Source organism: Neotamlana sedimentorum (genome assembly GCF_000943565.1).
GTDB lineage: Bacteria > Bacteroidota > Bacteroidia > Flavobacteriales > Flavobacteriaceae > Neotamlana > Neotamlana sedimentorum.
Genome location: NZ_JTDW01000014.1, coordinates 50183 through 75250, shown reverse-complemented (window position 1 = coordinate 75250; position 25068 = coordinate 50183). Strand labels below are relative to the sequence as shown.

The 25068-nt window shown below is 32.2% G+C and carries 21 protein-coding genes; 9 read left to right on the top strand and 12 right to left on the bottom strand.

Going from position 1 to position 25068, the window contains the following annotated elements:
- Positions 1–24: 24 nt before the first annotated feature.
- Together rmuC and PW52_RS14540 are read left to right on the top strand one after the other, a co-directional pair.
- Complete coding sequence (rmuC, locus tag PW52_RS14545; protein WP_044633704.1) at positions 25–1410, top strand: DNA recombination protein RmuC; 1386 nt, start codon at positions 25–27, stop codon at positions 1408–1410.
- A gap of 14 nt (positions 1411–1424) precedes the next feature.
- On the top strand, positions 1425–1961 hold the full coding sequence (locus PW52_RS14540) for an acyl-CoA thioesterase (RefSeq protein ID WP_044633703.1): 537 nt from the start codon (positions 1425–1427) through the stop codon (positions 1959–1961).
- Between the two features lie 112 nt (positions 1962–2073).
- Here the strand turns inward: PW52_RS14540 and PW52_RS14535 are convergent, their stop codons facing one another.
- The 3 genes from PW52_RS14535 to rpmH all read right to left on the bottom strand — a co-directional run bounded on the left by PW52_RS14535 (position 2074) and on the right by rpmH (position 8442).
- Positions 2074–5172: a GEVED domain-containing protein gene (locus PW52_RS14535; RefSeq protein ID WP_044633702.1), complete on the bottom strand. Its 3099-nt coding sequence runs from the start codon at positions 5170–5172 to the stop codon at positions 2074–2076.
- A 141-nt stretch (positions 5173–5313) separates the two neighbouring features.
- On the bottom strand, positions 5314–8166 hold the full coding sequence (gene carB / locus PW52_RS14530) for a carbamoyl-phosphate synthase large subunit (RefSeq protein ID WP_044633701.1): 2853 nt from the start codon (positions 8164–8166) through the stop codon (positions 5314–5316).
- Positions 8167–8280: 114 nt separating this feature from the next.
- Positions 8281–8442, bottom strand: coding sequence for a 50S ribosomal protein L34 (gene rpmH / locus PW52_RS14525; protein WP_042244185.1), 162 nt, complete (start codon positions 8440–8442; stop codon positions 8281–8283).
- A 293-nt stretch (positions 8443–8735) separates the two neighbouring features.
- Here rpmH and PW52_RS14520 point away from each other — a divergent pair, with 293 nt between their 5' ends.
- A complete protein-coding gene (locus tag PW52_RS14520; RefSeq protein ID WP_044633700.1) occupies positions 8736–9314 on the top strand; it encodes a tetratricopeptide repeat protein in 579 nt (192 codons plus the stop codon).
- Between the two features lie 54 nt (positions 9315–9368).
- On the opposite strand, the gene cls is transcribed toward PW52_RS14520, so the two are convergent.
- From cls to PW52_RS14505, 3 genes are read right to left on the bottom strand one after another with little or no spacing between them, the layout of a single operon-like run.
- Entirely contained in the window at positions 9369–10823 is a 1455-nt protein-coding gene (gene cls, locus PW52_RS14515) for a cardiolipin synthase (protein WP_044633699.1), read from the bottom strand.
- Between the two features lie 8 nt (positions 10824–10831).
- Positions 10832–11752, bottom strand: coding sequence for a lytic transglycosylase domain-containing protein (locus tag PW52_RS14510; protein ID WP_044633698.1), 921 nt, complete (start codon positions 11750–11752; stop codon positions 10832–10834).
- A gap of 47 nt (positions 11753–11799) precedes the next feature.
- Positions 11800–12468: an alpha/beta hydrolase gene (locus tag PW52_RS14505; protein ID WP_044633697.1), complete on the bottom strand. Its 669-nt coding sequence runs from the start codon at positions 12466–12468 to the stop codon at positions 11800–11802.
- Positions 12469–12637: 169 nt separating this feature from the next.
- Here PW52_RS14505 and PW52_RS14500 point away from each other — a divergent pair, with 169 nt between their 5' ends.
- Positions 12638–12934, top strand: a complete 297-nt coding sequence (locus PW52_RS14500; protein WP_044633696.1) for a GNAT family N-acetyltransferase — start codon at positions 12638–12640, stop codon at positions 12932–12934.
- A 71-nt stretch (positions 12935–13005) separates the two neighbouring features.
- On the opposite strand, the gene PW52_RS14495 is transcribed toward PW52_RS14500, so the two are convergent.
- Entirely contained in the window at positions 13006–13407 is a 402-nt protein-coding gene (locus PW52_RS14495) for a hypothetical protein (RefSeq protein ID WP_044633695.1), read from the bottom strand.
- A gap of 91 nt (positions 13408–13498) precedes the next feature.
- Entirely contained in the window at positions 13499–14827 is a 1329-nt protein-coding gene (gene mtaB, locus PW52_RS14490; protein WP_044633694.1) for a tRNA (N(6)-L-threonylcarbamoyladenosine(37)-C(2))-methylthiotransferase MtaB, read from the bottom strand.
- A gap of 85 nt (positions 14828–14912) precedes the next feature.
- Here mtaB and PW52_RS14485 point away from each other — a divergent pair, with 85 nt between their 5' ends.
- On the top strand, positions 14913–16535 hold the full coding sequence (locus PW52_RS14485; RefSeq protein ID WP_044633693.1) for an ABC transporter substrate-binding protein: 1623 nt from the start codon (positions 14913–14915) through the stop codon (positions 16533–16535).
- A 2-nt stretch (positions 16536–16537) separates the two neighbouring features.
- Here the strand turns inward: PW52_RS14485 and PW52_RS14480 are convergent, their stop codons facing one another.
- The 4 genes from PW52_RS14480 to PW52_RS14465 all read right to left on the bottom strand — a co-directional run bounded on the left by PW52_RS14480 (position 16538) and on the right by PW52_RS14465 (position 19673).
- A complete protein-coding gene (locus tag PW52_RS14480) occupies positions 16538–17236 on the bottom strand; it encodes a lysoplasmalogenase (RefSeq protein WP_131454010.1) in 699 nt (232 codons plus the stop codon).
- Between the two features lie 17 nt (positions 17237–17253).
- Positions 17254–17973, bottom strand: coding sequence for a lysoplasmalogenase family protein (locus tag PW52_RS14475; protein WP_044633691.1), 720 nt, complete (start codon positions 17971–17973; stop codon positions 17254–17256).
- A 128-nt stretch (positions 17974–18101) separates the two neighbouring features.
- Positions 18102–19277 (bottom strand): GlmU family protein, encoded by a 1176-nt coding sequence (locus PW52_RS14470; RefSeq protein ID WP_044633690.1) that lies wholly within the window; start codon positions 19275–19277, stop codon positions 18102–18104.
- 144 nt (positions 19278–19421) lie between these two features.
- Positions 19422–19673, bottom strand: coding sequence for a type B 50S ribosomal protein L31 (locus tag PW52_RS14465; protein ID WP_044625720.1), 252 nt, complete (start codon positions 19671–19673; stop codon positions 19422–19424).
- Between the two features lie 155 nt (positions 19674–19828).
- On the opposite strand from PW52_RS14465, the gene PW52_RS14460 reads away from it, so the two are divergent.
- The 4 genes from PW52_RS14460 (at position 19829) to PW52_RS14445 (ending at position 25039) form a co-directional block, all read left to right on the top strand.
- Complete coding sequence (locus PW52_RS14460) at positions 19829–20359, top strand: DUF4199 domain-containing protein (protein WP_044633737.1); 531 nt, start codon at positions 19829–19831, stop codon at positions 20357–20359.
- A gap of 44 nt (positions 20360–20403) precedes the next feature.
- Positions 20404–21354, top strand: a complete 951-nt coding sequence (locus PW52_RS14455) for a glycosyltransferase family 2 protein (protein WP_044633689.1) — start codon at positions 20404–20406, stop codon at positions 21352–21354.
- Positions 21355–21444: 90 nt separating this feature from the next.
- Positions 21445–23175 carry a phospho-sugar mutase gene (locus PW52_RS14450; protein ID WP_205618143.1) on the top strand — a complete coding sequence of 577 codons (1731 nt, stop codon included), beginning with the start codon at positions 21445–21447 and terminating at the stop codon, positions 23173–23175.
- A gap of 4 nt (positions 23176–23179) precedes the next feature.
- A complete protein-coding gene (locus PW52_RS14445) occupies positions 23180–25039 on the top strand; it encodes an ABC transporter ATP-binding protein (RefSeq protein ID WP_044633688.1) in 1860 nt (619 codons plus the stop codon).
- Positions 25040–25068 lie beyond the last annotated feature (29 nt).

The following is a 25068-nucleotide window of genomic DNA, read 5'->3' as shown; positions in this document are numbered from 1 at the left end:
TATTTGATAAAATCTAAATTTTAAATGAACGACAGCTTAATTCTTATTCTAGCTATTTTAGTTTCTGCCTTAGTTGGTGGGTATATTGGTGTAACCATTGCTAAACTTAAAAGTAAAACCGAAAAAAGCACTTTAGAAGAGCGTAATAGTAACTTACAGCTTCAAATTGAAGACTTAAAAACATTGCATGCCACCGAAAACGAAAAGCAAAACATCAATTTTGAACAAAAAATAAACGAGTTAAAAGAAACCCTAACCAAAATTGAAAAAGAACGCGAAGATATTAGGCGTGAAAAAGATTTTTTAAACACCGAACTGGCTAGAAGAAATTCGGAGTTTGAAAACCTACAACAACAAAACCTTAAACGTGATAAAGAACTTGAAGAACGCCAAGAACAACTACGTAAGGATTTTGAACTTTTAGCTACTAAAATTCTAGATGAAAAATCTGAAAAATTCACTATTCAGAATAAAGAAAACATAAAAAATATTTTAAGTCCGTTACAAGAAAAAATAAAAACGTTTGAAGAAAAGGTTGATTTAACACAAAAGGAAAGCATTAGTATGCATTCGGCTTTAAAAGAACAATTATTAGGTTTAAAAGACCTAAACCAGCAAATGACTAAAGAGGCTACCAACCTTACCCGTGCACTAAAAGGCGATAGCAAAATGCAAGGAAATTGGGGCGAATTAGTTTTAGAGCGTGTTTTAGAAAAATCTGGTTTAGAAAAAGACCGCGAATATTTTGTACAACAAAGTTTTACCCGAGAAGATAATTCGCGCGTAATGCCCGATGTGGTTTTGCATTTACCCGATGGCAAAAAAATGATAATTGACAGTAAAGTTTCTTTAACCGATTACGAACGCTTTGTAAATGCCGATGATGACGACAAGTTATCCTTTTTAAAAGCGCATGTAAATTCGGTAAAACGCCACGTAGATCAACTTTCTGAAAAAAACTACCAGGATTTATACAACATGGAATCGCCCGATTTTGTGTTAATGTTTATACCTATAGAACCCGCTTTTGCTGTAGTTGTAAACGAAGACAACACTATTTACAACAAAGCTTTCGAAAAAAATATTGTTATTGTAACTCCGTCTACATTACTTGCTACATTAAGAACCATTGATAGCATGTGGACCAACGAAAAGCAACAACAAAACGCCATTGAAATTGCTAGACAAGCTGGTGCACTTTACGATAAATTTGAAGGCCTTGTAAAAGATTTAACTGGGGTTGGTAAAAAAATTGATGCTGCCAAAACCGATTATTCTGCGGCCATGAATAAATTAGTTGAAGGCCGTGGAAACCTAATTACCAGCGTAGAAAAACTTAAAAAAATGGGAGCAAAAGCCAAAAAAGCACTTCCAGAAGCTATTATAAAACGTGCTCAAGACGAGGACTAAAAAACCATTTATATATGTTTAAAAACATTGAAGACTCCCAAGTATCTATAACAGAATTAATGTTACCCTCTCACTCTAATTTTAGTGGTAAAATTCATGGTGGGCATATTTTAAATTTAATGGATCAAATTGCTTTTGCTTGTGCCTCAAAACATTCTGGCCATTACTGTGTAACGGCATCGGTAAATCGTGTAGATTTTTTAAACCCTATTGAAGTTGGAGAACTTGTAACTTTGAAGGCCTCCGTAAATTACACAGGAAACACCTCAATGGTAGTTGGTTTACGTGTAGAATCTGAGAACATACAAAGTGGAGAGAAAAAACATTGTAACTCTTCTTATTTCACTATGGTTGCTAAAGATGCCAACGGTAATAACGCTAAAGTTCCAGGTATAATTTTAAACACTGTAGATAGCGTTAGGCGTTTTGCTAGAAGTATTGCTAGACAAGAACAGTCTAAACATCGAACATCAAAATATAATTCTTCTCAATTTAAAATTGCAGATTATCTAGATGTTGTAAAACAGCATAATGTTATGATAGATTTATAATAAACAGTCTATACCTCCTTTTTAGTTCATACTAGATATAAAAAAAATATGTTGTTCTAAAATCAATCAGAACAACATATTTTATCTTTTTATAACAGAATTGGAAGCTTCTCTATTCTTTTAAAAATTTACTCACGTAATCTTTAGTTTCGGTTTTTACTTTTATAAAATAAAACCCTGTTTGCAATTTACTTATGTTAATTTGCTCGCTTCGCTGTAATTCGTTTTCCCAAACTGTTTTTCCGAAAACATCGTAAATTTTAAAAGATGTAATTTTTTCAGAATTACTTAAAAACACATTTAAATAATTGTTAGCCGGATTTGGATAAATTTTAAAACGATTCTCTTCCGAAAGAACTTCAGCTACATTTAAGGCATTAGATACTGTAACACCATAATCGTCGCCTCGTAAAACAAAACCATTACCACAAACAACCGGAGATCGGTTATGATCGGTTACTACACGCATTTTTAAAAGTGTATTTAAAGTTGCTGTAGTGGGAACGGTAACACTTGTACTTACCGTATTTGTTGAGTTTGAGCCAATATTATCGATTAAAACTTGCTCGTTACTTCCATTAGAATTTGATGTTTCGAATTCGCCATTACTATCCCAATCTATCCAGACTTCTAAATACGCAGAGCCATCGATTCTAGATTTATAAGTTACATCAAGCTGGTAGCTATTTCCTGCAATTATAGTTGTATTATTTGAGCAAATAAAATCGTTAAGCGCACCATCTGGAATATAAGTTGATGTTGTATTATCAATTGTATTAAAAGTTAAATTTGTAACACCACAACCAAAATTACCTCCATCGTTAGTACTGCTTACTTCGCAATTGGCTTCAGTTTTACTATTAATTATTTCAATACTTTCTGTATCGGCACACCCGTTTGCATCGGTTACAGTTACCGCATAAATTCCAGGTTCGGTAACCGATATACTGGCATTTGTACCTAAACCATTATCCCAAACATAACTTACACCTCCCGATGCAGTTAAGTTTATAGATGCAATATCGCAATTAAATGCTGTTTGTCCGTCTTCGGCAGTAATTTCAGCAGTTGGCATAGGTTTGTTTTCTGTAATTACAATACTTTCGGTTTCTGTACACCCATCAAACGATGTAACGATAACAGTATAAGTTCCAGGCTCAGTAACCGAAATAGTTGCATCAATGCCTTTATTATTATCCCAACTATAACTCGCGCCACCAGTAGCTGTTAAACTAATAGACGGCTCTGTACAAGTTAAAACAGTTGTTGAGGAATTATTAGTAATTCCTGCAGTAGGCGCTGTACACGCCGGTTTAACATACACACCGTAATCATCGGCACGTAATACATAGCCATTGCCGCAAGTTACAGGACTTCTGTCTACATCTGTAACAACACGCATACGAAGCAACGTATTTAAAGTAGCTGAAATTGGAGGTGTAACACTCGCCGTTGCTGTTCCTGTGTAGCTAGGAATAATATTATCGGAAAGCACCATTTCACTATCACCTTGAGAGTTAATAGCATCGAACGAGCCATTATTATCCCAATCAATCCAGACCTCTAAATATTGATTAAATTGAGATCTTGATTTGTAATCTACTTCTAAATCATAAGATTCACCTAAAAATACTGAGGTATTATAATCGCAAGTAAAATCATTTAAAGCACCTTCGGGAATTGCAGTAGTTGTACTATTATTTATAGTATTAAAAATTATGTTTGTAACACCAACACTAAAATTAGAACCGTCGTTAGCACTTGATATTTCACAGGTAGCTGCCACACCAGAAGTTACTGCAATATAACTTGTTTTTGTTAAACTTGTTGTGCCTTCCGGGTTGGTTACCTCCAAAGTTACATCGTAAACTCCCGAATTTGTAAATGTTATAGAAGGATTCTGTAAGGTTGATGTATAAGGAGTATCCACACCGTTATCGAAAGTCCATGAAAAACTTACGTTATCGTAACCATTATTTGTATATGTATTTGGAGTACAACTAGATTCATCTGTAAAAGTGACACTTTCTCCCAAACAAGCAGTTGAAGCTGAAGCTGAGAAAAACACAGTAGCCGTATTAGCTGGTGTTAATGCTGGACTTGATAAATACGAAGCCCTTGTTGTGGTTAAAGCATTTGTTACTACAGTACGTTGCCCACCGGTAAACTCGGAAGAACACCCCGTATAATCCATATAATTATGCATATGATCTTGATGCGTTCCTGAATTTCTAACAAACCCTGTATCTGGATTTATAGTTTCGTTAAACGAAGGGTCGCAAGAATTAACATCTGTAGTTTCGCAATCGTAATAAATTGAAGGACTAATTGAAGAAGTTCTAATATGGCTAGGTGTATCAAAAATACCATCGTCTCCACATTGGTCTCCAACACCATCGCCATTTGCATCATCGCCATCGAAAGTATGTGGTAAGTTAAAAGCATGCCCCATTTCGTGTGCCCAAGTTGATGAAGCTTCATTTAAAAATGAGCAGGTTAAAACCACAGAACCGTCGTAGCCTTCGCCATGAGCTCCTGCAAAATAAGCATATCCGGCAGTATAAGTACCACCGCTGTAACAATTTGCATTATCAATTTCGTCGACAAGCCAAACATTATAATAGTTATTAGGATTCCAATTTCCATATTCTTTTAACGAATTAATTGCGCTGTCACCACTATAATCGGCTAATCCATCGGAGTTTGATCTATTCACTCCGTTAGCAACATAAGAAGCAACTCCGCTCATATCTACACGGTTTATACCGTTGGTACAATTTCCATTCTCATCTTGTACGGCTAGTGCAAATTCTATTTTCATATCGACACCATCACCATCGCCATAAGTACCAGATACTTTTCTCCAATAGTTATTTAAATATCGTAAACCACGCTTAACATCGGCATCCGAAATATTTGTTCCACTACCAATTTCTTCTCCTTTATGCATTACATGGACCACAACAGGTACTTGTAAAATACCATTAGCCGTTTTGGCATTGCTTGCAGAAACTTTATTAAAAGTTCCCATCGCTCTTTGGTGATTTAACCTGTAAGTCTCGTCGGTTTCCAATTTATGCTTATGAAATAAGTCCGATCCGCATTGTCCATTATTAATTTGTTCTTGGGTTAAAACTTGTCCGTTTGTAAGTTTTCCAAATAGAAAACAAAGCGATAAAATGCACGCAAATCGATATTGGCTGGTAAACATTTAAATAAAATTTAGGTTAAATAGTTATTGAATTAAAAAATTATTCTGATTGCAATTTAGGCTAAATTTTGATAATCAGCACACTATAAAACATAAAAAAAGTCGCTAAAAAGCGACTTTTTTCCGTTAAATAACATATTTTTATTTACTCAAGTACATTTTACGTCTTGAATATAAATCGTAAAACTCATCATCTTTTAAGCTATCAATAAATAAGATACTTTCTCCCGTACTCTTCATTTCTGGACCTAATGTTTTATCTACATTCGGGAATTTATTGAATGAGAATACCGGTTGTTTAATAGCATAACCTTCCAATTGTGGGTTAAACGTAAAATCTTTTACCTTTTTCTCACCCAACATTAACTTAGTAGCATAATTCACATAAGGCTCTCCATAAGCTTTAGCTATAAAAGGAACAGTTCTAGATGCACGTGGGTTAGCCTCAATAATATAAACTGTATCATCTTTAACGGCAAACTGAATATTTATTAAACCAACTGTATTTAGTGCTAAAGCAATTTTTTTAGTATGGTCTTTAATTTGCTGCATTACAAATTCGCCTAGATTAAATGGTGGTAAAGTAGAATTACTATCTCCTGAATGAATACCACAAGGCTCAATATGTTCCATTATACCAATAATATAAACCTCTTCACCATCACAAATCGCATCGGCTTCAGCTTCAATAGCGCCTTCTAAATAATGGTCTAAAAGTAACTTGTTGTTTGGTATACTCTGTAATAAACTTACAACATGTTTTTCAAGTTCTTGTTCGTTAATTACAATTTTCATACCTTGACCTCCTAATACATAAGATGGTCTTACAAGAATTGGAAAATCTAATTCTTTGGCAACTGCTAAAGCTTCATCGGCCGTTTCGGCAGTATCAAACTTAGGGTAAGGAATGTTGTTTTCTTTTAATAAAGTAGAGAAACTCCCTCTATCTTCAGCTAAATCTAACGACTCGTAACTTGTTCCAATAATTTTAATATTATATCTATCTAATTTTTCAGCCAATTTTAAGGCAGTTTGTCCACCCAATTGAACAATAACACCTTCGGGCTTTTCATGCTTAATAATGTCATAAATATGCTCCCAGAATACTGGCTCAAAATATAACTTATCGGCAGTATCAAAATCGGTTGAAACGGTTTCTGGGTTACAGTTAATCATAATGGTTTCATAACCACATTCGGCAGCTGCCAACACTCCGTGAACACAACAATAATCGAACTCGATACCTTGACCAATACGGTTTGGTCCAGAACCTAAAACAATAATTTTCTTTTTATCTGAAACTACACTTTCATTATGAGCAAAACGGTTACCATCAGCGGTTTCCATATCACTTTCAAAAGTTGAATAATAATAAGGTGTTTTTGCTTCAAACTCTGCCGCACAGGTATCAACCAACTTATAAACACGGTTAATACCTAATTCTTCACGTTTTGTATATACTGCACTTTCTAAACAACCAAGCATGTGTGCTATTTGGCGATCGCCATAACCTTTTTGCTTCGCTTCAAGAAGTAATTCTTTTTCAATGGTATCAATGTTAAAAGTAGAAATTTCTCTCTCTAAGAAATATAGCTCTTCGTATTGCTTTAAGAACCACATATCTATTTTAGTAATTTCGTAAATTCTGCTTAACGGAATTCCCATTTTTATTGCATCATAAATAGTAAATACACGATCCCATGATGCATATGTAAGCTTTTCTATAATTTGTTCGTAATTGGTGTTTTCTTTGCCATCTGCACCCAAACCATTACGTTTAATTTCTAGAGATTGCGTCGCTTTATGAAGCGCTTCTTGAAACGATCTCCCAATACCCATAACCTCACCAACAGCCTTCATTTGAAGTCCTAAAGTACGATCTGAACCTTCAAACTTGTCAAAATTCCAACGTGGTATTTTCACAATTACATAATCTAGAGTTGGCTCAAATAAGGCCGAAGTAGATTTTGTAATTTGATTACTTAATTCATCTAAATGATAACCTAAAGCTAATTTAGCTGCAATTTTTGCAATAGGATAACCAGTAGCTTTACTTGCCAATGCTGAAGAACGTGAAACTCGTGGGTTAATTTCAATGGCAATAATATCTTCCTTTTCATCTGGCGAAACGGCAAATTGTACATTACATCCACCAGCAAAATCACCTATACTACGCATCATATGAATTGCCATATCTCGCATACGTTGGTAAGTTCTATCGCTTAAAGTCATTGCTGGGGCTACGGTTATTGAATCTCCAGTATGAATTCCCATAGGATCCATATTTTCAATAGAACAAATAATAACAACATTATCATTTGAATCTCTAAGTAACTCTAATTCATACTCTTTCCATCCAAGTAATGCCTTATCAATCATTACTTCATGGATTGGAGAAATTTCTAAGCCATTACGTAAAAGTTTATCAAAATCTTTCTCTTCGTAAACAATTGCAGCACCTGCACCGCCTAAAGTAAATGAGGAACGAATGCATAATGGGAAACCAAATTTTTGAGCTATTTCTTTACCTTTTAAAAATGATGTAGCAGTAGCTTGTGGTGCCATTGGAACGCCAATTCTCCCCATGAGCTCTCTAAACTGCTCTCTATCTTCTGTAATATTAATAGCATCGATATTAACACCTATTAATTCTACTCCAAAATCTTCCCAAATACCTTTTTCATCTGCTTCAATAGCCAAATTTAATGCGGTCTGTCCACCCATTGTTGGTAAAACAGCATCAATTTGAGGATGTTCTTTTAATATTTTAATTATCGATTTTGTATTCAGCGGCAAAAGATAAACATGATCGGCCATTGAAGGATCGGTCATAATTGTTGCCGGGTTGGAGTTAATTAAAATCGTTTCAATTCCATCTTCACGTAATGATCTTAAAGCTTGTGATCCTGAATAATCAAATTCACAGGCTTGTCCAATAATAATTGGCCCAGACCCAATAATTAGTATCGACTTTAGTTTTGAATTCTTTGGCATTTTTTTTATTTATACAGAGTTAATACGTTTTATGCAAAAATAATAATCAGTAGGTATAAAAAAAGGCGTTACACTTAAGCAACACCTTTAATTTATAAACAATTGTTAATCATATTATTTCTTATGTCTAGTTTCAGAAGACACAGATAATCTTTTTCTACCTTTAGCTCTTCTACGAGCTAATACTTTTCTACCATTAGCAGAAGCCATTCTTTCTCTAAAACCGTGTTTATTTCTTCTCTTTCTTTTAGAAGGCTGAAATGTTCTCTTACTCATTATCTTATATCTTTAAATTCTGAAAAATTTTAATCTAATTGGCTTCCTTAAAAACCGAGGGCAAATATACAAACCCTTTATTACTTTGCAAATCATTTTTAGAAAAATTTTAATTATTTTTTTGAAGTATAAAAAACGACGCCTTTTCCTTTATTTATAGACTTTAAACCTTATTTAAACCCAAAGGCATTATACTTTTTCTCATAAATTTTAGTTTATTTGCAAACTAAAACAACCAAAAACACGCTAAATTCGATTATTTTTGGGCTTTTTCAACCTTAAATCAAACTATTATGTACAATAAAAATATTAAGTTAATAATTGCAGCTGGAATTCTAGCCTATGCCATTTATCAATTTACAGAAGGATACATTGGTAACGGTATTATGCTTATACTTTTGGCTTCTATTTTTGTTTTTCTTTATTTTAAAAATGAATTTATTTTATTAGCGTTTTTACGATTAAGAAAACAAGATTTTGATGGTGCAAAAAAATGGCTTAGCAAAATTAAAAATCCTGAAGCTGCCCTAGTTAAAAAACAACAAGGGTATTACAACTATTTGCATGGTATTATGGTTTCACAAAGTAATATGACCGAAGCTGAAAAATACTTTAAAAAAGCTATTTCTTTAGGTTTATCGATGGATCATGATTTAGCTATGGCAAAATTAAATTTAGCTGGTATTGCTTTTTCTAAACGCAGAAAGCAAGAAGCTCAAAAATTACTTAACGAAGCTAGTAAGCTTGATAAACAAGGCATGCTAACCGACCAAATTAAAATGATGAAACAAAATATGAAACGCTCTTCTGGACCTAACCAACAGTTTGGAGCTGGAGGCTCACTCAGATCTCAAAAAAGAAGGTCGCGATAATACTTGATTTTACAACTTAAAAAGCTTCAAAATTTAAATTTTTGAAGCTTTTTTTTATATTAAAGGAGACCAAAGCCTACAATACGATTCTTTTAACTTATCGAATTTAGAACGATTTATATAAACCTCTGGGTTTACTAATTTGCTATCTTCTAAATCTTGTAAAAAATGAGATTTTAATTCCTTAGCATTTACTTTATCGTAAATTACTGAGTTAATTTCAAAATTAATATTGAAACTTCGGTAATCCATATTAGAGGTGCCAACCATAGCAAAAATATCATCAACCACCATAGTTTTTGCGTGTATAAAACCTTTTTGATATTTGTATACATTTATTCCAGCTTTAAACAAGCCTTCTAAATAAGAATTTGACGCATGTTTTACAACCCAAGAGTCAGACTTTTCTGGAATTAACAAGTTAACATCTACCCCACTTTTTGATGCAATTTGTAATGCTTTAATCATTTCATCATTAGGCACAAAATATGGTGTAGTAATATAAACGTAATTAGTTGCTGTTATTATAGCTGTTAGGGTTAACTCCATAATATTAGCCCAGTCTGTATCTGGCCCACTGGCTGCTATTTGCAAGCCTACATTTGCATTTTCAATTTTTAGTTCGGGGAAAAATAATTTATAATTTTTTATAGCCTCACTTGACACAAAATGCCATGTAGATAAGAAATGAATTTGTAAAGATTTTACAGCTTCCCCTTGTATTCTTAAATGGGTATCGCGCCAAAACGTTTTATTATTGGTATTTACGTATTCATCACCAATATTTATACCTCCAACATAACCAATTTTACCATCTATAATTGCTATTTTTCGATGATTCCTATAATTCATCTTTCCTGTAAATTTAGGTAACAACACAGGCATAAAAGCATGGTGCTGTATGCCGAAATGTGCAAGTTTAGATTTCATTTTATTAGAAATTTTACTTCCAACATCATCATAACTCATTCTAACAATTACACCTTCTTTAGACTTTTCGCATAACAAATTAAGTAGTTTTGAACCTATGACATCATCTTTAATTATGTAATATTCAATGTTTATATGATGTTTTGCTTGTTTTATATCGGCAAATAGTTTCTCGAACTTATCATCACCATTTTTTAATATATCAATTTTATTACTTAAAGTTAATGGCTCGTTTTGGTTGCTATGAAGCAACTTTACTAATTTCACTTTTTCATCCAAATAATTGTTAACTTTTTGTAGTTCTTGCTTATTAAAAGCTTGTTCTTTTTTTACTGCTTTTATTACGGTTTTATTTAGAACATATTTTCGGTTAAAAATTTTATTTTTTCGGTATTCTTGACCAAAAAGGTAATAAACCAAAGGCCCTAAAAAAGGAAAAAACACTAATACAACAATGTATGATAGTGTTTTTGTAGGGTTTAAATTTTTTAAAATTACCGTTATTACAGCAGAAACAGCAATAATATAATTAAGTATAATTAAAAAAAGCCAAATATTATTTCCTAAGAATTTAAGCATATCAATTGTTATTGATAATAGCCTTCTTTAGGAATTTCGATATGATATAATTTTCTTGATTTATTATTTAAATGAGGTTCGCGCAACCAAGGATTATGCAATTTTAATATTTTGTAATTAATATTAAAATCTTGTGCAAATGTAGAAAAATCAGCAACAGCTGTATCAACTTCTACTTTATAAGTTGGAATATTTTGATACAAATCTTTATCTCTAAAGTTGAAACCATATTTTGCAGGATGAGATAAAATTTCTTTTAACGCTACAATTCTAAACATATAACGCCCCGTTTCTTCACCTAATAATAAATCATAATAGTCGCTAACGTTTTGTTCTCTTAATCGTCTAGCAATTCCTGCATTTCCTGCATTATAAGCAGCTGCAGCTAGGGTCCAAGATCCTAAACGCTCTTTCGATTTTTTTAAATATTTACAAGCTACTTCTGTAGCCTTTTCTAAATGGTATCGTTCATCTACATTATCATTAATTTCTAGGCCATTCTCACGACCAGTAGTTTTCATAATTTGCCAAACACCACGAGCACCAGCAGGAGAAACCGCATTTGTTAATCCACTTTCTATTACTGCTAAATATTTAAAATCATCTGGAATACCATGTTTAGCCAAAATTGGTTCTATAATAGGAAAATATTTTTTAGCTCGTTTAAACATTAACAACCCGTTAGATTGCCAATAGGTATTTACCAATAATTCTCTATCCATACGTTCATAAATATCTGGATTATTTAAAGGCATTGCTTCGCCTGCAAAATCTAAATAATCTGGAATTTGTAATGCATAAACGTTATAGTCATTAATTAATTTTTTCTCAAAGTTTTCGTCGGTAGGTGCATCTTGTAAGGCAAAAATAAAAAGGCCACATAAACTTAATAATCCCACAAACGCTAAGGCATTCTTTACTATCTTCATGTTTAAAAAGTTTTGATAAAATTAATGAAAAATATCGAGATATGATATTAGTCCTTCAAAATAATATATGGTAAATGTTTGTTAAACCAACGATACTTATTTAAAATCATAACGTGAGTTCCGCCTTTTATTACCGTACAATTTTGAATATTTTTGATAGGAAAAACCGTATCAGCATCGCCATGAATATGAACTAATTTAGACTGTGGCTCTACTTGATTCCAGCATACCATATTTTCGATAGCCCAATTTAAATAACGCTCGTCGTTAACCGACAGGTATTTTTTATAGAGTTCAATACGTTTATTAACCTGTTTCCCAAATGCATACTTAGATAGTTTTTCTATATTTCCTGCTAATTTAGTTGGTGCGAGCTTGTAAATTTTAGTATTTCTAGCAAATTTCATGCGTTTTGGTAGTTCGTTTTTAGACTTAACGCTAGAAACAATAATAAGTTTTTTAAGCTTTATTATTTTACTTAATTCTTGCACAATTACGCCTCCAAACGAGACTCCTAAAAGTACTATATTTTCGTGTTTAATATGTGCTGCTAAACGAGAAGCATAACTTGTAAGTGATTCGTTTTCAGAAGGACTTATCCATTCAAGCAAATGAATTTGAAACTGGTTTTTAGGCAAACTTATGTTCTCAAATATTTTAGAACTAGCTGCCATGCCAGGCATAAAATAAACATGAATTATTGGCGTATTATCCATTTTACAAGTCAAATTTTTTACTGAACAATTTAGTTAAAACTTTATAAACGAATAGATTAACTAAACTTTTAACAAAAAATAAGCAAATTTTTCGTATATTTGCAACGCAAACATATAAAATAGTCTTCACTATTTTTCCCTATTCCACATAATTTAAAAATTTTATAACATGGTTGAGACTGCTGAACTAATTGACAACGACTTTTTACGCCAATTTGAGTTAAAGGTTGATAATGAATTAGCTACGATTGAATACTCTTTGCAAGAAAGAAAAATATTTTTAACCAAACTTGTTATTCCGAGCAATAGCAACAACGAAACATTTAAGAAAGAATTTTTAGAAATTGTTTTTGAACAAATTAGAGAACGAAATTTAAGTATGGTTCCTACAAGCCCTGAAATTGCTAAATTTGTAAGAAGTAATCGTAAATATAAACGTATGCTTCCTGTTGGAGTTAGAATTTAATCTTGTTATTGAAACAAACTAAATAGGTTGTTTTAAAGTGTTATTATTAAACATTTTAAAGCAACTTTTTTTTATTCTCCTAAATACAGGCTATAATCTTGGGAAATTTTTATTAACACTAAATTTTCATTGGTCTTAGAAATTAGCTTATTTCCAGAATTTAGCACATAGCTTCCCGAAGTAGTAGAGTCTTCAACTACAATAACATCATTAATTTTATTCCAAATAAGCTCGTTAAAACTAGAAGTTACTTCGCCAGTACTAGACTCTAAACGAACAATTTCACCTGCCAAATCATTTGGCCCTAAAACAAGTTGAAAGATATATGTTGTGCCATCAACTTCATCTTCATTTTCATATTCCCAAACACCTAATAAATAGTCGCTTGTTAAATCGTCGTCGCTATCTTTATGGCAAGACGATAAACAAATAAAACAGGTAATAATTAAAAATAATTTAGAAAAGGAGCTCATTTATAATAGGTTAAAACACCTCAAATGTAATATGTGAAATAAACACCTGTGAATTAAATCGACTAAAGGTAATAAAACAAGATTAGTAGATTTAATTTCCAGCAAAAGTCTCAACAAAATCGAACCTTACCAATCCATCTTCATCAATTTTAGTAAGCTTTACTTTATTAAGCGTGTTTACAAGTTCGGGATTCCAAGGTGCTTTTACTTTTACATAATTTTCGGTAAATCCATATATGTAACCTTCTTTATTTTCACTTTCAAAAAGCACGGTTCTTGAAGTCCCAATTTGACTTTCGTAAAATGCACGACGCTTTTTAACCGATAATCCTCGTAACATTTTGCTACGTTTTGTTCTTATGTTTTTAGGCACAACCCCGTCCATTTCGGCTGCCTCAGTATTATCGCGCTCAGAATATGTAAACACATGCAAGTACGATATATCTAATTCGTTTAAAAAATTATAAGTATCCAAAAAATGCTCGTCGGTTTCTCCAGGAAAACCAACAATTACATCTACACCAATACAGGCGTGTGGCATGACTTCTTTTATTTTTTTAACACGATCTAGATACAGCTCTCGCATATAGCGACGCTTCATTTTTTTAAGAATAGTGTTACTACCAGATTGTAATGGCACATGAAAATGTGGTACAAAAGCTCTGGATTTCGAAACCAAATCAATGGTTTCATTCTTTAACAAGTTTGGCTCAATCGATGAAATTCTTAAACGTTCAATACCTTCTACTTTGTCTAGTTCGGTAACCAAATCTAAAAAAGTATGCTCGTGTTTTTTATTACCAAACTCACCTTTACCATAATCGCCTATATTAACTCCTGTTAATACAATTTCTTTTATGTTTTTTTCTGATATTTCTCTGGCATTCTTTAACACATTATCCATGGTATCGCTACGCGAAATACCTCTAGCCAAAGGAATAGTACAATAGGTACATTTGTAATCGCAGCCATCTTGCACTTTTAAAAATGCACGAGTTCTGTCTCCTATAGAATAGCTTCCCACATAAAAATCGGCATCCTCAATTTCGCAGGAATGCACTTCGCCGTAATCGTTTTTAGATAAGTCGTTTATGTAGTCGGTAATTTTAAATTTTTCTGTTGCACCAAGAACTAAATCTACACCATGCACATCAGCTAGTTCTTGTGGTTTTAATTGCGCATAACACCCAACAGCTGCTACAAATGCATCAGGGTTTACCTTTTGCGCTTGCTTTACAATGGTTTTAAAACGCTTATCTGCATTTTCGGTTACAGAACAAGTGTTTATAACATAAATATCAGCTTTTTCAGAAAAATCTACACGATTAAAACCCTCATCTTTAAAGGTTCTAGCTATGGTAGAGGTTTCAGAAAAATTTAATTTACAACCTAAAGTATAAAATGCAACGTTCTTTTTCATTAGCTTTCATTTCCGCAACGGCAAAAATCTCATTATATTTACCTTTATCATTTAAAAGAGTGCAAATTTACAATTAATTACCCACATGATAAAACCCTTAACCAAACAATTAAACCTTTACTTATCAATTAGTTGCGTGGTAATTTTATTTTTTTCTTGTTCAAATAAATCTAATACAAATAAAGAGCACCTTGTTTTTCGTTATAACGAGCACACCAATATTAACACTTTAGATCCGGCATTTGCACGAACTTTACAAGATATTCGAATGGCCAATCAACTTTTTAACGGCCTTGTACAAACGGATAGCGCTTTAAACATTGTGCCCTGTATTGCTAAAAATTGGACCATTTCTGATGATGCCACCACATACACATTTAACCTTAGAAACGATGTGTTTTTCCATAAACATGCTGCTTTTGGTAAAGATTCTACTCGAGCTGTAGTAGCTTCAGATTTTGAATTTAGCTTAAACCGTTTACGCGACAAAAAAGTAGCTGCTCCTGGTAGTTGGGTTTTAAATAAAGTTGATGATTTTAAAGCTTTAAACGATAGCATCTTTGAAATTACATTAACACAACCATTCCCAGCCTTTATTGGTTTATTAAGCATGAAATACTGCTCGGTTGTGCCTAGAGAAATTGTAGAACATTATGGTGTAGATTTTCGATCGAACCCGGTAGGAACTGGCCCTTTTAAATTTAAACGTTGGAAAGAAAATGTAAAACTGGTTTTTAGAAAAAACAAGCACTATTTTGAAACCGATAAACATGGAAAACAACTTCCCTACCTTGAGGCTGTATCTATAACTTTTTTACCCGATAAACAAAGTGAGTTTTTGCAATTTATTCAAGGTAATATCGACTTTTTAAACAGTTTAGATGTATCGTATAAAGATGAATTATTAACCAGTAACGGCAAACTAAGAGAGCAATATTCTGAAAGTGTTAATATGATTCGTGGGCCATATTTAAACACAGAATATTTAGGGTTTTATTTAGATTCTAAAATACCAGAAATACAATCGGCGCTTATTAGAAAGGCCGTTAACTACGGATTCGATCGTAAAAAAATGATTCTTTATTTGCGCAATGGCATTGGTAATCCTGCAAATGGCGGATTTATTCCATTGGGCCTTCCAGGACACAGTACATCGGTTGGTTTTACTTATCAGCCTAAAAAAGCTAAAGCCTTAGTCGACCAATTTAAAAAAGAAACCGGAATTAGTAATCCGGAAATAACATTAAATACAACCAGTAATTACCTAAGTTTTTGCGAATTTATACAACGTGAACTAGAAAAGGCAGGATTAAAAATAAATGTTGATGTCATGCCCGAGTCTACGTTAAGAACGGCACGATCGAACGGAAAAGTAGATTTGTTTAGAAGTTCATGGATTGCCGATTATTTAGATGCTGAAAACTATTTGTCTATTTTTTACAGTGAAAATTTTGCTCCAAAAGGTTCAAATTATTTTCATTATAAAAATGATATGTTCGACAGTTTGTACAACAAAGCATTCTCTATTAACGATATCGAAAAACGCAAACATTTATACACCAAAATGGATTCGCTAGCCATGGATGCTGCACTTATTGTACCTCTTTATTACGATGAAGTTATTCGTTTTACCAGAAAAAACATAAAAGGTTTAGGTATAAATCCTGTAGATATGCTGGATTTAAGATATGTTAAAAAAACAAAGTAGCATTAATCTAAATTTTCAGCCGGCTTAATTTTTTCTGTGACTAAACCATATACAATTAAGTACTGCGAGACAGCATAACATGAAACTACTGTAATTCTGTTATACAAAAAATCATCTTCATAAAATTTCGACAAAAGAGCAATTGTATTATAGCTTATCGAAAAAAGCACACCAATAACAACTATTATAAAACTTTTAAAATCCACTTCAACCCTTCTTAAAAAAGCAAATAAAAACTCTATGGAAACAAACAACAAATAGATTAAAACTGGTATTAAATATTCGCCTAAATTTTTGAAAACAATATTGAAAATTGCAACAATGTAAAAAAAACAGAAGGCTAAAACAGGATATAAATGAGTAATTTTAAAATCTCTTTCGCCTGAAAAACGAAATATGTAAAATATTTTAGCAATCATAAAAAATAACATTGCAACTAAAAAAAATATCGGATTGTTTTTAAATACTATTAATACATCTCCAACCAAGGATGCTATCAAAGCCAAATTTAAAAATTTAAACTTGTTAGATCTTATATCTACTGAATTTACCCAAATAAATATCAATAGAGCAACCATTAAAAAGGGTTTCACGAATACTCTTATGTAATTCTCATTTGTATTAAATTTCACATAAAGATATAATATTAATATACTGAAATATAAAACAGAAAATAGAAGCTTATCTTTAAACAATCGCATAGTTAACAACTTAATTTTTACAACCAACTTTTACAACTTTTTTTAAAAACACATGTATTTTTATCTTCTAAAATACCTATCACAATAAAAAACTGTGACAAACCATAAAAAACCATAATCGCTGAATCAGAAAAAGGAATAACTATTTCAGAAAATGACGACAATGCCGTTATAGTGTCTGAGAAAAATGAGAAAAACACGCCTAACAACACTAAATTATAACTTAAAGGTACTACTGCATTTTTACGTAATATAGCAAATAAAAAAACTTTTAACGCTGCAAAAAAATACAGAAAAACCATAAAAAAACTAGTTTCACACAATCCGTTAAATATAAAATTATAAACTACAAACATAAAAGCAACACCAAATAACACATATGGCAGCAATCTATTCATACTAAAATCTCTTTTCGTGCTTAGTCTAAATACGTAAAATAATTTACCTAAAACAAAAAAGAAAATCGCCACAAAATACAATATTATATTTTTATAGAACAACATAAATATATCACCTAGCCAAAAACAAATTAGAGCAGATATTAAAAAAAAGATGTTTTCCTTTTTTTGCTCCGAGCGATGATATAGTACTAATACTACTAACAAAAGTAACAACGAGGATTTTGTTACCATTCTAAATAAAGAAACTTCACTTATATTTTTCACAATAACATCAATTATGAGTATTGAAAAAAAAATAGCACTAAAGCGCAGTCTACTTTTAACAATTTTATACATGGATTAATAACTTAACATTCTTGTTATAATCCAAAATTATACAACCAACTAAAAATGAGAGTGGTATTTTCGTTAAACCGATTTAAAACAAACTTTTAACAGTCATTTTCTGTAGACGAATAGATTTTTTAATTTCTCCGATACTTTTTAGTTTCTTCAAATATATACTCAAAAATGCTTTCGTCCTCCTTTGTAAACTCTACATTTTTTCTCCCCATAACGCGTTTAGCAACATCTACAGCTTTTTTAGTTAAATAACTAGTAAAACCACTATTACCACCCCATGAAAAACTTGGCACAAAATTTCTAGGAAAACCTGGGCCATAAATATTTGCACTAACACCCACAACGGTTCCAGTGTTAAACATAGTGTTTATACCACTTTTACTATGATCTCCCATCATTAAACCACAAAATTGTAATCCGGTTTTAGCGAAACCTTCGGTTTCATAATTCCATAACCTAACCTCAGCGTAGTTATTTTTTAAATTAGAATTATTAGTGTCTGCTCCCAAGTTACACCATTCACCTAAAACCGAATTACCTAAATAACCTTCATGTCCTTTATTTGAATTTGCAAAAAGTACTGCGTTTTTTATTTCTCCTCCTACTTTACTTCCAGGCCCAATAGTTGTAGCTCCATAAATTTTTGCTCCTAATTTAATTACGGCATCTTCGCATAATGCTAGAGATCCGCGAATTACAGCTCCCTCCATGATTTCAGCATTTTTACCAATATAAATTGGCCCTGTAGAGGCATTTAATGTTACAAACTGCAGCTTAGCACCTTCCTCAATAAAAATATTTTGAGCATCAATAACATTATTGCTAGAAGGTATAGGCTGCGATTTTCTGTTTTTTGTTAAAAAATTAAAATCATCTTGAATTGCGTCTTCGTTTTTTGAGAAAATATCCCAAGTATTTTCAATTTTTAAAAGCTCATCATTATACTCGAAAGCTTCATAATCATTAAAATTTATATCTTCTTGAGCTTCTTTTGTAAAAAATGCAATAACATCTTCTCCTTTAAAAATAGCCTGGTTTTCTTTTAAATCACGAACCATTTCAACCAATTCTAAATTTGGTAAAAAGGACGAGTTAATCATAATATTTTCATCCATTTCAACCATAGGAAATTTATCCGATAAATAATCTTCGGTAACCGTAGTAGTGGTAGTATCTAAATAAGCTTCCCATTTTTCACGAATAGTTAAAATACCTATTCGAATATCGGCTACTGGCCTTGTAAAAGTAAATGGCAACAGATTATTTCGTGATGGACCATCAAAAAGAATGTAGTTCATAGTTTAGCTTGAAGTTTAAAATTTGTAGTTTGAAGTTTCCTTTCGCCCTTAGACTTTGTTTTAAACAAATGTATGCGAATTGTAGAAAATAAAAAAGCCTTTCATTTCTGAAAGGCTTTGTAAAAGTTTTAAAAAACTTGAAATTTATTTTTTGAATTTCGCGTATTTATTTTTGAATTTATCAATACGACCAGCAGTATCTACTAATTTAGATTTACCAGTGTAATAAGGATGAGATGTTCTAGAGATTTCCATTTTTACTAACGGATACTCCACACCATCAACCTCAATAGTTTCGTTAGTTACTGCAGTAGACTTTGTTAAAAAAACATCGTCGTTAGACATATCTTTAAATGCTACTACTCTATAATTTTCTGGGTGTATACCTTTTCTCATCGCTAAATACTTTTATCTAATCAATTTTGGAGTGCAAATTTACACTTTTTTATCTAACGACCAACAATTTATTAAAAAAATATTTAAATTTTATGTGTAACGTTTCCCTATATTTGACTACAAACTTAATAACTAATTATAAAAACCAAAATATTATGGAAAAAACTATTAAATCCCTTGCTACAAATTGGGGATTATACCTTGGCGTTGTCTTGGTAATTGCAGGAATTATGGGTTATATGAATCTTGATTTAATGACCAAATGGTGGTTTGGCATTGGCATGATGATTATTGTTATTGTTTTTGGCATTATTTCGGCCATGAAATCAAAAGGCCTTTTAAATGGTTTTATAAGTTTTAAACAGGCTTTTACCTCCTATTTTATTACAATTTTAATTGGTATTGTAATAAGCGTAGTAACCACCTTGCTTATTTATAATTTTATCGACCCAGACGCTGCAATAACGTTAAAAGATAAAGTTATGGACACCCAAGTTGAAATGATGCGTAATTTTGGAGCACCAGAAGAAGCTATTGCAGCAGCAGTAGAAGAATTAGAAGCCCAAGAAAACATGTTTTCTATTGGTAAAGTTTTGCAATCTTTAGCTTTTCAACTTGTGGGTTACAGTATTGTAGGCTTACTTGTGGCTGTAGTAGTTAAAAAAAACAACCCTGAAGAAGCATAAATTCTGTATTTTTGAAAACTAATTTATTTTCAGAAAATATTTAAATGAATATATCAGTAGTCATACCACTACTTAACGAACAAGAATCTTTAAAAGAACTTTATGATTGGATTGCAAGGGTTATGCAATCCAATCATTTTTCTTATGAAATCATTTTTATTGATGATGGCAGTACAGATAATTCTTGGGAAACTATAAACCATCTTTCTCAAAAAGACAGCAACGTTAAAGGTATTCGCTTTTTAAAAAACTTTGGAAAATCGCAAGCCTTACATGCTGGTTTTGCAAAAGCACAAGGTGATGTTGTTATTACTATGGATGCCGATTTACAAGACAACCCAAACGAAATACCAGAACTTTACAGCATGATTGTAAACGATGGTTTCGATTTAGTTTCGGGCTGGAAAAAAGTACGTTACGACTCTGTAATTTCTAAAAACTTACCTTCTAAATTATTTAATTGGGCCGCTCGAAAAACATCGGGAGTTGAACTAAACGATTTTAATTGCGGTCTTAAAGCTTATCATATTAATGTAGTTAAAAACATTGATGTTAATGGCGAAATGCATCGCTACATTCCTGTGCTTTCTAAAAATGCAGGATTTACAAAAATTGGCGAAAAAATTGTACAACATCAGGCCAGAAAATACGGAGAGACCAAATTTGGCATGAATCGTTTTATTCATGGTTTTCTAGACTTAATAACCATTTGGTTTTTATCTCGCTTTGCTAAACGGCCCATGCATTTATTTGGAGCCTTAGGCGTTATTATGTTTATTATTGGCTTTGGTTTTGCCTTTTATTTAGGCATAGACAAATTGTTTTTAAACCCAGCAGGACGCTTAATTACACAACGTCCACAATTTTACCTTTCGTTATCTACAATGATTATTGGTTCCCAGTTTTTTATTGCCGGATTTTTAGGCGAACTTATTTTAAGAAATAAGCCAGATAAAAAACGCTATTTAATTAAAGAGAAATTAAATTTAGGTTAAATAAACCTATTTAATCGTTAAAACGATGTCTTTTTAAAAGGTAATCCTTTACAAATTGTTTATTTTTGAATACTAATTTATTAATTGATCATGATACACATAGAACCAAAAATTTTAGAACGAATTAATTCGTGGTTAACACCAACTTTTGATGCGGACACACAAGCTGAAATTAAAGACAGCATAGCCAACAACCCAAAAGATATACAAGAGAGCTTTTATAAAGACCTTGAATTTGGTACTGGTGGTATGCGAGGTGTAATGGGTATAGGTACAAACCGAATTAATAAATACACACTTGGTAAAAGTACACAAGGCTTAAGCGATTATTTAAAGGCATCTTTTCCAGATGAAACTGTAAAAACAGTAATTGCTTACGATTGTAGAAACAATAGTAAATCGCTAGCAAAAGTAGTTGCTGATGTATTTTCGGCAAACGGAATTGAAGTTTATTTATTTGAAGATTTACGCCCAACTCCAGAATTATCGTTTGCAGTAAGACATTTAAACTGCCATTGCGGAATTGTTTTAACAGCATCGCACAACCCGCCAGAATATAACGGTTACAAAGTATATTGGCAAGATGGTGGCCAATTAGTTCCACCACACGATACTGCTGTTATAAAAACCATTAACGATTTAGAATATGCCGATATTAAATTTGAAGCAAACGAAAGTTTAATTAAATATATTGGTAAAGATGTAGACGATGTTTTTGTTGATGCTTCTGTAGAAAATGGATGTGTTGGCGCTACTCAAGATGCTAAAGACAATTTAAAAATTGTTTTTACCTCTCTTCATGGTACTTCAATTACTGCGGTTCCAGAAACTTTAAAACGCGCTGGTTTTAAAAATGTACATATTGTAAAAGAACAAGAAGTTCCTAACGGAAATTTTCCAACGGTAAAATCGCCAAACCCAGAAGAACCTGCGGCCTTAAAAATGGCTTTAGAGCTGGCTAACGAGGTTGATGCAGATATTGTTATTGGTACCGACCCAGATTGTGATCGTTTAGGCGTTGCTGTTAGAAATACCGAAGGCGAATTACAGCTTTTAAACGGAAATCAAACCATGATTATGATGACCGATTTCTTATTAAAGCAATGGAAAGCCGAAGGGAAAATAAAAGGTAAAGAATTTATCGCTACAACAATTGTATCTACACCAATGCTTAAAAATTTAGCAACATCTTACGGCGTAGACAATAAAATTGTTTTAACTGGTTTTAAATGGATTGCTAAACTTATTTACGATTATCCAGAATTAGATTTTATAGGTGGTGGCGAAGAAAGTTTTGGTTATATGGTTGGCGATTTTGTTCGCGATAAAGATGCAGTAACCTCTACCCTTTTAGCTTGCGAAATTGCAGCAATTTCAAAATCGCAAGGAAGTTCGTTCCACCAAGAGTTATTAAAACTATACGTAGAACACGGTTGTTTTAAAGAAAAATTAATTTCACTTACCAAAAAAGGTATTCAAGGCGCCGAAGAAATAAAACAAATGATGATTGACGCCCGCGAAACGCCATTTGAAATTATAAACGGCTCGAAAGTAGTTAAGTTTGAAGACTACCAATCATCGAAAGCAAAACACCTACTTACAGGTGAAGAAACCGATATTGATGTACCAAAATCTAATGTGTTAATTTACTACACAGAAGATGGTAGCCAGATTGCCTTAAGACCAAGCGGAACAGAACCTAAAATAAAATTCTACGTAAGCGTAAATACAAGTTTAAACAACGTAGATGATTTTAAAAACACAGAAGCCGAACTAGATAAAAAAGCAGAAGATATCTTAAAAGATATGAAGCTTATATAATTTAATGAACGAATTTTTTAAAATATTAAGGTACGCAAAGCCTTATAAAAAATACGCAATAGGACACATTATTTCTAATGTGTTTTTTGCTTTATTTGGCACACTTTCTTTTGTAGCATTAAAACCCATGCTCGATGTTATTTTCGAAAAAAACATCGATCCTTGTACAGGTAAAGCTATTATTACCAACCCAACAGCGCCTATTTACAAAGGTATTTGGGAAATTAGCGACTATTTTGAAGGTCTTTTAGCTTACAGAATGCATGAGTTTACTGGCGGAGACAAATCTAAAGCTCTAATTTTTGTAATCATGCTGCTAGTTCTTGCTTTTTTATTAAAAAACATCTCTGGGTATTTAGCAAACTACTTTATGGTATTTTTACGTAACGGTGTTATTCGAGATATTCGTAACACGGTTTATAATAAAATATTAGAATTACCATTATCCTATTTTTCAGAGAAACGAAAAGGTGATATTATGGCTAGGGTAACAGGCGATGTAAACGACTTGCAATACTCAATGCTACCAGTTCTAGAGCTTATAGTTAGAGAGCCACTAACTATACTATTCTCATTAATAGCCATGATAATTATAAGTACAAAACTTACAGTATTTGTATTTATTTTTATACCAATAGTTGGCTTTGTTATTTCTAAAATTGGTAAAAGTTTAAAACGAAAATCAGACCGCGTGCAACGCGAACAAGGTTTATTTTTATCAACTTTAGAAGAAACTTTAGGTGGCTTACGCATCATTAAAGGTTTTAATGTTGAAAAATTATTTAATGAAAAATTTAAAGCTTCAACCCAACGGTTTTATAATTTTTCTAACAAATTATTAATCAGGCAAAGCTTAGCTTCACCCTCAAGCGAATTTTTAGGCATTTGCATGATTGCAGTTATTTTATGGTTTGGAGGTAATTTAATTTTAAACGACGCTTCCGAATCATTTTTAACAGGAAGTAAATTTTTAGTTTACATAGGATTAGCTTACAACATTTTAACTCCTGCAAAAGCCTTCTCTAGAGGTTTAGTAAATGTAAAAAAAGGAGGTTCTGCAGCAGAACGTATTCAGGAAATTTTAACAGCTAAAAATCCGCTTCAAGATGTACCAAATGCTGTTGAAAAATCTGGGTTCAATTCTAAAATTGAATTTAAAAACATATCATTTAAATATGATAAAGAGTATGTTTTAAAAGATTTTTCTTTAACTATACCAAAAGGAAAAACTGTAGCTCTTGTTGGGCAATCTGGTAGTGGAAAATCTACTTTAGCAAACTTAATTACACGCTTTTATGATGTAAACAAAGGGAGTATTTTAATTGATGGGCAAGACATAAAAACGCTTACTATTTCATCATTAAGAAAACAGTTAGGCATTGTTACTCAAGACGCTATTTTGTTTAACGATAGTATTAAAAGCAATTTGCAATTAGGAAAAGAAGATGCCACCGACGAAGAGGTTATTCATGCCCTAAAAGTAGCTAATGCTTGGGAATTTGTTAAAGAATTACCTGAAGGCATTGAAACCAATATTGGAGATTCTGGAAACAAACTATCTGGCGGCCAAAAACAACGCTTAAGCATTGCGAGAGCTGTGTTAAAAAGCCCACCTATTATGGTGTTAGATGAAGCAACATCTGCTTTAGATACTGAAAGTGAGCGTTTAGTACAAGTAGCTCTAGAAAACATGATGAAAAACAGAACGTCTATAGTTATTGCACACAGACTTTCTACGATTCAAAATGCCGACAATATTGTAGTTTTAAACAAAGGAGAAATTGTAGAACAAGGTAAACATGACGAGCTTATTTCAAAAAATGGCACCTACAAAAAACTTGTAGATATGCAAAGCTTCGAATAAGACTGATTAAAAATTAAACATAAAAAAAA

Bases quoted from the DNA above. Each gene is read 5' to 3' on its own strand.
- PW52_RS14445 (WP_044633688.1), top strand. From the start codon at position 23,180: ATGAACGAATTTTTTAAAATATTAAGGTACGCAAAGCCTTATAAAAAA.
- rmuC (WP_044633704.1), top strand. From the start codon at position 25: ATGAACGACAGCTTAATTCTTATTCTAGCTATTTTAGTTTCTGCCTTA.
- PW52_RS14535 (WP_044633702.1), bottom strand. From the start codon at position 5,172: ATGTTTACCAGCCAATATCGATTTGCGTGCATTTTATCGCTTTGTTTT.
- PW52_RS14520 (WP_044633700.1), top strand. From the start codon at position 8,736: ATGTACAATAAAAATATTAAGTTAATAATTGCAGCTGGAATTCTAGCC.
- PW52_RS14475 (WP_044633691.1), bottom strand. From the start codon at position 17,973: ATGTATAAAATTGTTAAAAGTAGACTGCGCTTTAGTGCTATTTTTTTT.
- PW52_RS14480 (WP_131454010.1), bottom strand. From the start codon at position 17,236: ATGCGATTGTTTAAAGATAAGCTTCTATTTTCTGTTTTATATTTCAGT.
- PW52_RS14505 (WP_044633697.1), bottom strand. From the start codon at position 12,468: ATGGATAATACGCCAATAATTCATGTTTATTTTATGCCTGGCATGGCA.
- PW52_RS14495 (WP_044633695.1), bottom strand. From the start codon at position 13,407: ATGAGCTCCTTTTCTAAATTATTTTTAATTATTACCTGTTTTATTTGT.
- PW52_RS14455 (WP_044633689.1), top strand. From the start codon at position 20,404: ATGAATATATCAGTAGTCATACCACTACTTAACGAACAAGAATCTTTA.
- PW52_RS14450 (WP_205618143.1), top strand. From the start codon at position 21,445: ATGATACACATAGAACCAAAAATTTTAGAACGAATTAATTCGTGGTTA.
- PW52_RS14510 (WP_044633698.1), bottom strand. From the start codon at position 11,752: ATGAAGATAGTAAAGAATGCCTTAGCGTTTGTGGGATTATTAAGTTTA.
- cls (WP_044633699.1), bottom strand. From the start codon at position 10,823: ATGCTTAAATTCTTAGGAAATAATATTTGGCTTTTTTTAATTATACTT.
- PW52_RS14465 (WP_044625720.1), bottom strand. From the start codon at position 19,673: ATGAGAAAAGGTATACACCCAGAAAATTATAGAGTAGTAGCATTTAAA.
- mtaB (WP_044633694.1), bottom strand. From the start codon at position 14,827: ATGAAAAAGAACGTTGCATTTTATACTTTAGGTTGTAAATTAAATTTT.
- rpmH (WP_042244185.1), bottom strand. From the start codon at position 8,442: ATGAGTAAGAGAACATTTCAGCCTTCTAAAAGAAAGAGAAGAAATAAA.
- carB (WP_044633701.1), bottom strand. From the start codon at position 8,166: ATGCCAAAGAATTCAAAACTAAAGTCGATACTAATTATTGGGTCTGGG.
- PW52_RS14500 (WP_044633696.1), top strand. From the start codon at position 12,638: ATGGTTGAGACTGCTGAACTAATTGACAACGACTTTTTACGCCAATTT.
- PW52_RS14540 (WP_044633703.1), top strand. From the start codon at position 1,425: ATGTTTAAAAACATTGAAGACTCCCAAGTATCTATAACAGAATTAATG.
- PW52_RS14470 (WP_044633690.1), bottom strand. From the start codon at position 19,277: ATGAACTACATTCTTTTTGATGGTCCATCACGAAATAATCTGTTGCCA.
- PW52_RS14485 (WP_044633693.1), top strand. From the start codon at position 14,913: ATGATAAAACCCTTAACCAAACAATTAAACCTTTACTTATCAATTAGT.
- PW52_RS14460 (WP_044633737.1), top strand. From the start codon at position 19,829: ATGGAAAAAACTATTAAATCCCTTGCTACAAATTGGGGATTATACCTT.